Annotated in this window: 8 protein-coding genes and 2 pseudogenes; 8 read left to right on the top strand and 2 right to left on the bottom strand. The window is 68.8% G+C overall.

The genetic code is table 11. The features are described 5' to 3' along the window. Positions 1-223 precede the first annotated feature (223 nt). Positions 224-1,431 (bottom strand): annotated as a pseudogene (locus tag ACZ3TS_RS41435) (ROK family transcriptional regulator); the annotation flags it as partial. Between the two features lie 427 nt (positions 1,432-1,858). Between ACZ3TS_RS41435 and ACZ3TS_RS41430 the strand changes: the two are divergent. The 8 genes from ACZ3TS_RS41430 (at position 1,859) to ACZ3TS_RS41395 (ending at position 9,925) form a co-directional block, all read left to right on the top strand. Beyond that, positions 1,859-2,953, top strand: a complete 1,095-nt coding sequence (locus tag ACZ3TS_RS41430) for a substrate-binding domain-containing protein (protein WP_467627993.1) — start codon at positions 1,859-1,861, stop codon at positions 2,951-2,953. Between the two features lie 34 nt (positions 2,954-2,987). Further along, positions 2,988-4,076, top strand: coding sequence for a mandelate racemase/muconate lactonizing enzyme family protein (locus tag ACZ3TS_RS41425; protein WP_467627990.1), 1,089 nt, complete (start codon positions 2,988-2,990; stop codon positions 4,074-4,076). Then, positions 4,073-5,155, top strand: coding sequence for an ABC transporter permease (locus ACZ3TS_RS41420; protein WP_467627988.1), 1,083 nt, complete (start codon positions 4,073-4,075; stop codon positions 5,153-5,155). Before ACZ3TS_RS41425 ends, ACZ3TS_RS41420 begins: the two co-directional genes overlap by 4 nt. After that, a complete protein-coding gene (locus ACZ3TS_RS41415) occupies positions 5,152-6,228 on the top strand; it encodes an ABC transporter permease (protein ID WP_467627985.1) in 1,077 nt (358 codons plus the stop codon). Before ACZ3TS_RS41420 ends, ACZ3TS_RS41415 begins: the two co-directional genes overlap by 4 nt. Next, the gene (locus ACZ3TS_RS41410) at positions 6,225-7,769 is read left to right on the top strand and encodes a sugar ABC transporter ATP-binding protein (protein WP_467627982.1); all 1,545 of its coding nucleotides are present in this window, start codon (positions 6,225-6,227) and stop codon (positions 7,767-7,769) included. The genes ACZ3TS_RS41415 and ACZ3TS_RS41410 overlap by 4 nt, the downstream gene beginning before the upstream one ends. Then, positions 7,766-8,089 carry an L-rhamnose mutarotase gene (locus tag ACZ3TS_RS41405; protein WP_467627980.1) on the top strand — a complete coding sequence of 108 codons (324 nt, stop codon included), beginning with the start codon at positions 7,766-7,768 and terminating at the stop codon, positions 8,087-8,089. Before ACZ3TS_RS41410 ends, ACZ3TS_RS41405 begins: the two co-directional genes overlap by 4 nt. 80 nt (positions 8,090-8,169) lie before the next feature. Beyond that, a complete protein-coding gene (locus tag ACZ3TS_RS41400) occupies positions 8,170-9,024 on the top strand; it encodes an amidohydrolase family protein (protein ID WP_467627977.1) in 855 nt (284 codons plus the stop codon). Positions 9,025-9,205: 181 nt separating this feature from the next. After that, positions 9,206-9,925, top strand: coding sequence for a GntR family transcriptional regulator (locus tag ACZ3TS_RS41395; RefSeq protein WP_467627975.1), 720 nt, complete (start codon positions 9,206-9,208; stop codon positions 9,923-9,925). A 449-nt stretch (positions 9,926-10,374) separates the two neighbouring features. Here the strand turns inward: ACZ3TS_RS41395 and ACZ3TS_RS41390 are convergent. Continuing rightward, a pseudogene (locus ACZ3TS_RS41390) lies at positions 10,375-10,500 on the bottom strand (ABC transporter permease); the annotation flags it as partial. Positions 10,501-10,701: the final 201 nt, after the last annotated feature.

Raw genomic sequence — 10,701 nt, 5'->3', positions numbered from 1 at the left:
TTGCTCATGTTGCTCTTGCCACCTCAACCTGGACTGCTTCCTCCGGGACCCAACCGTCCCAGTATCAGGCTGTCCAGCTCAGCGGGGGAACTTCAGTACAGCAGCAGAAGTTGCATCGTCGCAGATCAAGCATGTTCGTTGGCGCGTGAAAGGGCTTCGGGGTCGAATCCGGGTCGAATCTGCCCCCGTTTCAGCCGACGACCGGCACGGACGGAGTGCCCGGTGGCATGTTGAACGGTGTGACCACCTGGATCGCCGAGGGCAGCGAGGGTCCGTCGTCGGGAAGTGCCTTGTGGGCGCGCATGATGATCTGGCAGGCGCGGCGCATGTCCTGGCGCAGATCGTGGTGGAGGACTGCGGAGAGGCGGCGCTCGCGCAGCAGGCGGGTGTTGTCGTGGTCGAGGTCGTGCGCGATGAACACCGCGCACTCCCGTCCGAGCGCGTCGAAGGCGTCGAGGGTGGCGAGGTTGCCAGCCGATGGCCTTGCCGATGGCTTCGCCGGCCCGTGCATAGACGGCTCGGACACCGAGGTCTCCGCCATGGGTCAGGTCCAACGCCTCGGCCGTATCGGTCAGTTGCCTGCCCGCGGCCGCGCTCACCGCGCGGAGTATCGCGGGGTCCGCCGCGATCGCCTCCACACATCCGCGGTTGCCGCAGTGGCAGAGCGGGCCGAGCGGGTCGAGGGACAGATGCCCGATCTCGCCGGCCACGCCGTGTGCGCCCGACACCAACCGCCCGTGCACCACCAGGCCACAGCCGATGCCGGCGCCCACGGTCACCAGGGCGAAGTCCGAGAGCCCGACCCCGGCCCCGAACCAGTGCTCGGCGACCGTGAGCGCCCGCACGTCGTTGTCGACCGTGACCGGCAGCCCGGTCGCGGTCCCGGCGAGCTCGGCGAGCGGTACGTCCCGCCACTCCAGGAAGGGCGAGTAGCGGACCAGACCGTCCGCCCGGTCCACGTCCCCCGAGATCGCGATGCCCAATCCCCGTACCTGCACACCCAATCCGAAGGCCTCGGTGAGCAACTCCTTTACCAGCGCGGTGATGGCGGGGAGCACGGCCTGCGGCTCGCGGCCCGTGAGGGCTACATGCCGGGACACCCGGATACGGCAGCACAGGTAGGTCGGCCAGTACGGCGATGATCTCGTCGCCTGTCACCTTGACACCGATGAACAGCGCCCTTCCCGCGTCCACCGACACCAGGCCGGCCGGACGCCCCACCGCGGGCCGCGCCTCTTCGTCCACGCCCTCGACCAGATAGCCGAGCTCCATCAGCGGACGGACCGCCTTGGTGACCGCGGCCGCAGAGAGCCTGGTGCGCCGCCCCACCTCGGCCCGGGTGAGCGGACCGTGGGAGAGCAGTGTGGTGAAGACCAGGGAAGCGGCCGGAGTCATGGTGGGGACCGACTCACGGGCGGAAGTCGGGCGCATGGCCGGAAACCTAGGGTGAGATCTTTTCCGTTGTCAATGAAAAAACCGTTCTTGTTCCCGGACTTGGTGGAAGCGGCACTGAGCCGATGAAAGCGGGCGTCCGTCCCCTGGCATGGCGCGGAATCCAAGGTCTGGATCCCCGGCGCGCTGCCGGGGTCGCTACCGGAGCCGACCATCACGCGTCCGTAGCTGGCCGTGAGATTTCCTATACGATTTTGCTTGACTCGACGTCATGGCGAGAGGTCAGGGGAGCGGAACGGTCGGATGCAGAGCTTCTTCGTCACGTCTGACCGCCGTCGTGCAGCGTGTTGAGCTGCAGTATCAGGGTCGATCGTCACTTATCTGCCGTCCGAGGGGTTGACGGGGGGTCCGGCGTGGCTGAGCATCGCCCTACCGATTTCCTATTTGATTCTGGGGAGTGGTGGAGATGCGTCCCCCGACCCGTTCCGTCCTGCCAGGAGTGGTCGCCGTCGCTGTGCTCATGGCGGGTTCGGCGGCCTGCACCATCAAGAACTCCGGCTCGCCCTCGGTCGCCCAGGCTTCCTCGTCCGGCAAGTCCGGCACGGGTACTGCCGAGTTGGCCGACGGGTCGGGCACCAAGGTGGCCCTCGTGCCCGGCGGCGCCCACCCCTACTTCCAGCCATGGAAGGCGGCGGGGGCCGCTGCGAAGAAGGAATACGGCCTCGGGGACGTGACCTTCGACGAGACCTCCGAGTGGGACCAGCAGAAGCAGGACAACCTGCTCTCCACGCTCGCGGCCCGCGGCTACAACGCGTTCGGGATCTTCGGGGTGTCGCCCACCGACATCAACACCACCTTCGCCGACCTCAAGTCACAAGGGTTCGCCGTGGCTTCGCTCGCCTCCTGCCCGGCCGGCGGCACCGACAAGGCCGACTTCTGCCTGTCCACGGACGTGGAGGTCGCCGCCTACAAGGCGGCCAAGGCCGCGATCCGCGCAATGGGCGGCAAAGGCACGCTCGTTCACCTCACCGGCAACAACGTGGACGCCAACACGCAGCTGCGCATCAAGGGCGTGGACAGGGCGGTGAAGGAGTCCGGCGGCAAGGTGAAGCTGCTGCAGACCGTCACCGACGTCGACAAGGACCTGCAGACCGCGCAGAAGGCGATCTCCGACCTCCTCGCGGCCAAGGGCAACCAGATCCAGGGCATCGTCACCACCGCCTACAACCCCGCTGTCGCCGCCGCCGACGCGGTCAAGAGCTCCGGGTCCAAAGCCAAGGTCGTCGCCATCGACGACGATGCCAAGATCGTCGGTGCGATCAAGGACGGCTCGGTCGCCGCCACCGTGGTGCAGAACCCCGTGGGACAGGCCGAGGTGGGGACCTGGGCACTGGCGCTGCTGCAGAACAAGCAGTGCACCATGCGCCAACCGGGCCAGACCATCGACTCCGGCTCGTTCGTGGTCACCAAGGCCGACGTGGACACCTACGACTCGGTCAGGAAGGCGAAGACCGAGCAGCTCAAGAAGCAGTTCGCAGACACGTACCTCGTCTGCAAGTGACCGCCGACGGCCCTACGGGAAGCAGACCCGCACGATGACCATCATCACGACCGCCACGGCGCTGCTCGCCGACATCGAGGTGGAGAAGGACCGCACGGACGCGGTGCAGGCCTTCGTCAAGCAGGAGACGATCCTCGTCCGGATCACCACCGGGGACGGCCTCGAAGGAACAGGCTACGCCTACACGATCGGCACCGGCGGGTCCTCCGTCCTCGCACTGCTCAGGGAGCACCTGCTGCCCCTCCTCGTCGGACAGGACGCCCGCAACGTCGAAGCGCTGTGGCAGCGGCTGTTCGCCACCACACGGGCCACCACCACCGGAGCCATCACCTCCCTCGCCCTCGCCGCCGTGGACACCGCGCTGTGGGACTTGCGGTGCAAGCGCGCCGGCGAACCGCTGTGGCGGCTGGCCGGCGGCCACCGCCAGGAGGTCCCGCTCTACGACACCGAAGGCGGCTGGCTTCACCTGAGCACGGAGGAGTTGGTCCGGTCGGCACTCGATGCGCAGAAGGCCGGTTGGGCGGGTGTCAAGATCAAAGTGGGAAAGCCACACGTGGCCGAGGACGCCGAACGGCTGCGCGCCGTCCGCGAGGCGGTCGGCCCGTCACTGCACATCATGACCGACGCCAACCAGTCACAGACCGTCTCCCAGGCGCTCCACCTCGCAGCCGCCCTCGAGCCCCACGGGCCGTACTGGCTCGAGGAACCCCTTCCGGCCGACGACATCAGCGGACACGCCCGACTCGCGGCCGCGACGAGAATCCCCGTCGCCGTCGGTGAATCCCTGTACTCCGTCATGCAGTTCCGCACCTACCTGGAGTCGGGCGCCGCCTCCGTCGTACAGGTCGACGCCGCGCGCATCGGCGGTATCACGCCGTGGTTGAAGGTCGCGCACACCGCGGAGAGCCACAACGCCATGGTCTGCCCGCACTTCCTGATGGAACTGCACGTCAGCCTGGCCGCCGCCGTGCCCAACGGCATGTTCGTCGAGTACATCCCGCAGCTGAGAGCGCTGACCCGCACTGAACTGACGGTCCGTGACGGACGGGCGGTGGCACCGGACGTGCCGGGCATCGGCATCGACTGGGACATGGACGCCGTCGACGACAGGAGGGTGGCATGAGGACACCCGTGGTGAGACCGGAGAACGACAGCCGGGCCGACGGGGCGACCGCCGCGCCGAAACCCGCGCAGCGGCTGCCGTTCTGGATGAACCAGCGGCTCGGTCTGCTGGTGCTCACCGTCGCTCTAGCAGCACTGTTCGGTGTCCTGCGGCCGGCGTTCCTTGATCAACGGCTCGTGCTGTTCCCCCTGTTGCGGGACATCTCCACGCTGACCGTGGTGGCGCTCGCCCAGATGGTGGTCCTCTCCGTGGGGCACATGAACCTCGCCGTGGGTCGTATGGCGGCCTTCGGGGCTCTGTTCGCAGGTCTCGGCTACGACCGGCTCGGCCTCCCGCTCCAACTCGGCCTGCTGCTCTGCCTGTTGGCGGGCGCCGTCATCGGTGCCCTGACCGGCTGGATCATCGCCCGTACCGGCGTGAGCTCCTTCGTGGTCACCCTGGCCATGGACTTCGCCCTGCTGGGACTGGTCTCCCTGCTCTACTCGGCGCTGACCGAGAACGCCGCCTTCACCACGCAGCCGAACGGGCTCATGAACCTGCGCTCCTTCTCGCTCGCCGACATCTGCATCGGCCCCGTCTGCGGATCCCCGGCCGTGCCGCAGCTGGCGCAGTTCACGGTCCTGGCGCTGGCCGGCCTCGGTTTCCTGTACACCTGCACCCGCATGGGCCGGGAGCTGCTGCTGACCGGGGCCAATCCCGCGGCGGCGGAGCTGTCGGGCATCCCCACGGGCCGCCGCGTGATCTTCGCGCACACCCTCTCCGGACTGCTGGCCGCGCTCGCCGGCTTCATGGCCGCCGTCAGCACCGGTACGTTCCGCGCGTCCATCGGCGACGACTTCATGCTGCCCTCGTTCCTCGGCGCGGTCCTCGGCGGCACCCTCCTCACCGGCGGCGTCGTCTCCGTACTCGGCGCGCTGCTGGGCACCTCCCTGGTCGGCGTCATCCGCAAGGGCCTGGATCTGCTCGGCGTCGGCCTGGAGAGCCTGAACATCTATCTCGGCTGCGTCCTGCTGCTGGCCCTGTCGGCCGACCGGGTGCGCACCGTCGTGTCCTATCGCAAGGTGGTGCGCTCCACATGATCATGATCGGCGATCGCGGAGCCCGTACGGCCGCGGCCCTGCGCCGCTTCTCCCGGTCCACGACCATGACGCTGCTGTGCGTGGTGCTGGCCGGATACCTCGCCCTGGGAGTGGCCTCGTCGGGCGAATTCTTCCAGGGGCCGTCGGTCCGGACGTTCCTGCAGTACCTGGCCACGCCCATCCTCATCGGGCTGGCCCAGATGGCCGCACTGTGCGTCGGACAGCTCAACCTCGCGGTCGGTGCCCTCGGTGGCTGCACGGCCTGTCTGACGGGAGTCCTGATGGCCGACGACGGCGTCCCGGCGCCGCTCGCCGTCGCGGCCGGCGTGCTCGCGGCAACGCTGATCGGTCTGGCGACCGGCGTGTTCATCGTGGCGACGCGGATCAACGGCTTCATCGTCACGCTCGGCACGATGACCATCCTGCTGGGGGCCCAGTACCGGCTGGCCGGCACACGCACCATCGACGGCTACTCACCGACCCTCAAGGACCTCGGCCGGGCGGCCCCGCTGAACCTCCCGCTGGTGTTCCTCGCCGCGCTCGCCGCGGCGGCCCTGCTGGCCGCGTTCATGTATCGCACGACCGCCGGACGCAGGCTCCTTGCAGCGGGCGGCAACCCGCTGGCGGCGCGACTGTCCGGCATCTCCACTGACCGGCAGATCGTGCTCGCCCACACTCTGTCCGGACTGCTGGCCGGCATCGCCGCCGTGACCGCGACGGCGTCGCTGCCCGGTGTCAACCGCAGCGTCGGCGGCGACTGGCTGCTGCCGAGCTTCGCCGCCCCGATCATCGGAGGCGTCGCGCTGAGCGGCGGATCCGTCGCGGTGTTCGGCACGGTGCTGGCGGCGTTCGTCATGCGACTCATCGACGCCGCCCGCGCCCAGTTCTCGCTCGACCCGAGCTGGGTCAACTTCCTCATCGGCGTGGTCGTGCTCGGCACGGTGGTCGGCGGCCGCATCCACCAGACCCAGCTGGAGAAGAAGGGCAAGGCGCAGGGGCGCACGCCGCCGGCACCGGTCGGCCGAGGGCCGACCGCCGACGCCGCCCTGCCGAACGCGGGTGGTGCGCAATGAGCGACGTCCTTCTCGAAGGCCGGGAGATCGTCAAGGTCTTCCCCGGAGTACGGGCCCTGGACGGCGTCGGCCTGCGCCTGACAGCCGGATCCGTGCATGCGCTGCTGGGCGAGAACGGCGCGGGAAAGTCCACCCTCATCAAGGTCCTGACCGGCGTCCACCCGCCCGACGGCGGTCGGCTCACCTGGCGTGGCGAAGAGGTCCACCTGCGCTCCCCGCTGGAGGCCACCCGGACCGGCATCGGCGTCGTCCATCAGGAACGCAACCTCATCCCCGACTTCTCGGTGGCGGAGAACATCACGCTGCAGAGCCCTCCCTCGCGCCGCGGGCTCGTCGACCGGGAGGCCATGAACGCACCCGCCCTGCGCTGCCTGGCGGAGCTGGGCCTGGACCTCGACCCGCACCGGCCGGTGCGCGAACTGTCCGTGGCCCAGCAGCAGTTGGTGGAGATCGCCAAGGCGCTCCACACGCAGAGCGAGGTGCTGCTGCTGGACGAGCCGACCGCCTCGCTGTCCCCGCAGGAGGCCGAGCGCCTCTTCGACGTCGTCCGGCGGGTGACGGCCCGTGACACCTGCGTCGTCTTCGTGAGCCACAAGCTGGAAGAGGTCTTCGCGATCTGCGACACCGTCACCGTGCTGCGCGACGGCAGGTCCGTACTGGAGTCCGCACCGCTCGCCGACCACACGCACGACGACATCGTGAACCTGATGGTGGGTCGCGCACACACGGCGACCGAGATGCGGCCACGCACCCCGGACCGCACGGCCGACCCCGTCCTGGCGCTCGACGGGATCTCCACCGCCGACGGCCACCAGGACATCTCCCTGCAGGTGCGGCCCGGAGAGATCGTCGGTCTCTACGGCCTGGTCGGCGCCGGACGCAGCGAACTGGTCAAGGCCGTACTGGGCCTCGACCGGGTCATCGGCGGCGAGATCACGGTGCACGGCAAGCCGGCCCGGATCGCCTCCCCCCGCCAGGCGCTGCACGAGTTCGGCATCGGCTACCTGACCGAGAACCGCAAGGAAGAGGGCGTCTTCCTCGACCAGCCCATCCACCGGAACATCACGGTCACCGTGTGGAAGAAGCTCACCAGGGCCCTCGGGTTCGTCTCCGCCTCCGAGGAGCGGAACGTGGCGCAGGACCTGGTCGACCGCCTCGGCATCCGTGTCCCGGGGCTCGAGCAGCACGCCGGTGAACTGTCCGGCGGCAATCAGCAGAAGGTGAGTCTGGCGAAATGGCTCGCGGCCGACACTCGGCTGCTGATCGTCGACGAGCCGACCGTGGGCGTCGACGTGCGGACCAAACACGCCTTCCACGAACTCCTCTGGGAACTGGCCCGCGGAGGCCTGCCGATCCTGCTGATCAGCAGCGACCTCACCGAGATGATCACGCTGGCGGACCGCATCCTCGTCATGGCCGACCACCGCATCCGCGGCGAGGTCGAAAACGACCGCGACTACGAACGGATGAGCGGCCGCATCATCCGCATCATCCACGACCGCGCACTCTCGGCGGTGAGCACGGCGGAGGAAGCGAAGTGAAGCGCGTCGCACAGGTGATCCGGCTCCGTCCCGAACAGCAGGAGAACTACCGCGAGTTGCACCGCAACGTGCCCCAGCCCGTGCTGGACACACTGCGGCAGTGCCACATCAGGAACTACTCGATCCACCTGCTCGGCGGCCTTCTGTTCGGCTACTTCGAGTACGACGGTGACGACCTGGCCGCGGACATGGCCCGCATGGCAGCCGCCGAGGCGACCCAGGCCTGGTGGCGGCTGACCGCACCCTGCCAGCAGCCGGTGCAGGAGGCGGCACCGGGGGAGTGGTGGACCTCGATGGAGCAGGTGTTCCTCATGCCGTGAGAACCGCAGCTCGCCGCGGAGAGGGAAGTCCCGGCCGTCGTCAGTACGAGGGACCGACCGGAGAAGGAGGAGGAAACCGCATGAGCGCCACGCCGCTCGTCGATGCCCACCACCATGTGTGGGATCTGGCCGTACGGGACCAGGAGTGGATCACCGGTCCGCAACTCGCCCCCCTGCGCCGGACCTTCTCGCTGTCGGACCTGCATCCGCTCGCCGAGAGCGCCGGAGTCGGTGCCACCGTGATGGTGCAGACCGTGACGGTACCGGAGGAGACCTCCGAGATGCTCGGGCAGGCGGCCGCCGACCCGCTGGTCGCCGGGGTGGTCGGATGGACCGACCTGACGGCTCCGGATGTGACGGACGCGCTGGCCCGGCTGCGTGAGGTACCGGGAGGTGGCCGACTGGTGGGCATCCGGCACCAGGTGCAGTCGGAACCGGACCCGCGGTGGCTGGTGCGGGAGGATGTCGTGCGGGGTTTGTCCGCGGTGGCCGACGCAGGCCTGGCCTACGACCTAGTTATTCTCCCGCACCAGCTGCCCGCGGCCACCGCCGCGGCCCGCTGTCTGCCTGGCCTGAGGTTCGTACTGGATCACATCGGTGAACCCGGCATCGCGGAGGGCACGCTCGAACCGTGGGCTTCGCAGCTGCGGGCGTTGGCGGCCGAACCCAACACGTTCTGCAAACTGTCCGGTCTCGTCACGGAGGCCGATTGGCGCGGTTGGACGGTCGACGACCTGCGTCCTTTCGCCGAGACGGTCCTCGGTGCCTTCGGACCGGACCGGGTCATGTACGGCTCCGACTGGCCCGTGTGCACGGTGGCCGCCGACTACGCCGAGGTGCTCGATGCGGCCCGTGCTCTGACGCTCGGGCTCAGCGTGGACGAGCGGGATGCCGTTTTCGGCGGCACGGCCGTGAACGCGTACCGACTGCACTAACCGTTGCTGAGTGTCAATGGCGAGGAGCGGCAGCAGAGCCCAGCAAGGCCAGTACCAGCCCGAGCCGGGGGCTGCGGCCACGCAAGGCGGCCCCGCGACCGAGGTAGCGCCTGGCAACGGCCTCACCTCGGTAAACTGCTTTCGTCTCGACAACGCTGGAGCAGCAGGAGCAGGAATACGGATGCCACCGCATGACAGTTCCTCTGCCAGGGCCAAGGAGGCCGAAGGAAGAAGCGAATCCGCCGGTCCTGGTCGCCAGGTCCTCTCGGACAGTGTCTACGAGCAGATCAAGGCCATGGTCATGGACCACGAGATCGCTCCTGGCGCACGCGTGGGGATCGAGGCGCTGTCGCGTGCGCTGGGTGTCTCGCCCACGCCCGTGCGTGAAGCACTGGCCAGGCTCGAGTCCGACGGACTTGTGGTGAAGAGGTCGCTCTCCGGATACCGGGCGACCGAGTTGCTGACCCGCGAGGGCCTCGAGGAGCTCTTCGAAATGCGGCTCCTCCTTGAACCGAGAGCGGCGGCTCTCGCCGCCGTCAACGCGACCGAGGAGCAACTCGACGCCATCGAGCGGCTTGTGGAGGAGATGCAGGCGCATCCGGGGCCGACGGGGCGGTATGCCGACTACCGCGACTTCGCCGCTCTCGACCAGCGCCTGCATGACGCGATCGCGGTGGCCTCACAACGTCCGCTGCTCGCCGATGCGGTGGAGCGGCTCCACTCCCATCTGCATGTCTTTCGGCTCAGAGGTGTCAGGAGCACCGACGACCCGACGCTGGCGGAACACGAACGTGTCGTACGCGCGATACTGCGCCGCAAGCCCGACCGCGCCGCGGAAGCAATGGCGGGACACCTCACACGCAGCCTTCAGCGCCAGCTCAGCCCGGACCCGAAGTCCTGACCGGCGTCGCGGAGGTCCTGTACCTGCGCCGCGGTACCAGGTCAGACGCCCATGTGTGCAACCGCACGGACGGGTCGGTCTGCGGCTGCTGCCCCATGCCCGCCCCGTCCGCTCGCAGGTCCCGGATCCGGACACGAGGGTCAGGACGAGATGGGCCGCTGCCCCGGCGTCGGAGGTGATCACTAGCCGATGGACTGGTGTTCGGTGTAGGCGCTCAGGAGCACGGCGCCGTACTCGCGTCCGAAACCGGCGGCGCAGGACCGGGCCGAAGATCTGCTCCCAGGCGATCTCCATGGTGCTCGCTACGTCGGCGACGAGGGTGGGACGCACGTAGAATCCCTTCTCCGGGCCTGGGGTGTCCGGCGGGGGCCCCGAGCACCAGGCGGGCTCCCCTGACCACCGGGCCGATCCAGGTGTCCGGGTCCAGGACGGTCGTGAGCGAAATCCGGCGGGGGCACCCAGGCCACGGACGGCAGCGACTGCAGACCGGAGAGGATGGGGCTGATGGCCGCCCGGACGAACCTCACCCGGGCGACCAGCAGGCCCAGCGGCGTGCCGATGGCGAGTGCCATCAGGACCTAGCCAGGGGACGCCCCGCTTTAGCGGGGTGGGGAATGGCTTCTCTGGGCTGCTGTGACCTCAACTGGGTGCACGGGTCTGCACTGTTCACCTGTGCCGCCTTTCAGCTGCATTAGACCTGCGGCGTGTGTATAGTGATCGCATGGTCGTGACCAGGAAGGTTCGCCGATTCTCCGGCGGCGTGTACGACCTCGGAC

Source organism: Streptomyces sp. NPDC022910 (genome assembly GCF_055561075.1).
This window is presented reverse-complemented; position numbering and strand designations above follow the sequence as displayed.

Bases quoted from the DNA above. Each gene is read 5' to 3' on its own strand.
- ACZ3TS_RS41430 (WP_467627993.1), top strand. From the start codon at position 1,859: ATGCGTCCCCCGACCCGTTCCGTCCTGCCAGGAGTGGTCGCCGTCGCT.
- ACZ3TS_RS41415 (WP_467627985.1), top strand. From the start codon at position 5,152: ATGATCATGATCGGCGATCGCGGAGCCCGTACGGCCGCGGCCCTGCGC.
- ACZ3TS_RS41410 (WP_467627982.1), top strand. From the start codon at position 6,225: ATGAGCGACGTCCTTCTCGAAGGCCGGGAGATCGTCAAGGTCTTCCCC.
- ACZ3TS_RS41400 (WP_467627977.1), top strand. From the start codon at position 8,170: ATGAGCGCCACGCCGCTCGTCGATGCCCACCACCATGTGTGGGATCTG.
- ACZ3TS_RS41395 (WP_467627975.1), top strand. From the start codon at position 9,206: ATGCCACCGCATGACAGTTCCTCTGCCAGGGCCAAGGAGGCCGAAGGA.
- ACZ3TS_RS41420 (WP_467627988.1), top strand. From the start codon at position 4,073: ATGAGGACACCCGTGGTGAGACCGGAGAACGACAGCCGGGCCGACGGG.
- ACZ3TS_RS41425 (WP_467627990.1), top strand. From the start codon at position 2,988: ATGACCATCATCACGACCGCCACGGCGCTGCTCGCCGACATCGAGGTG.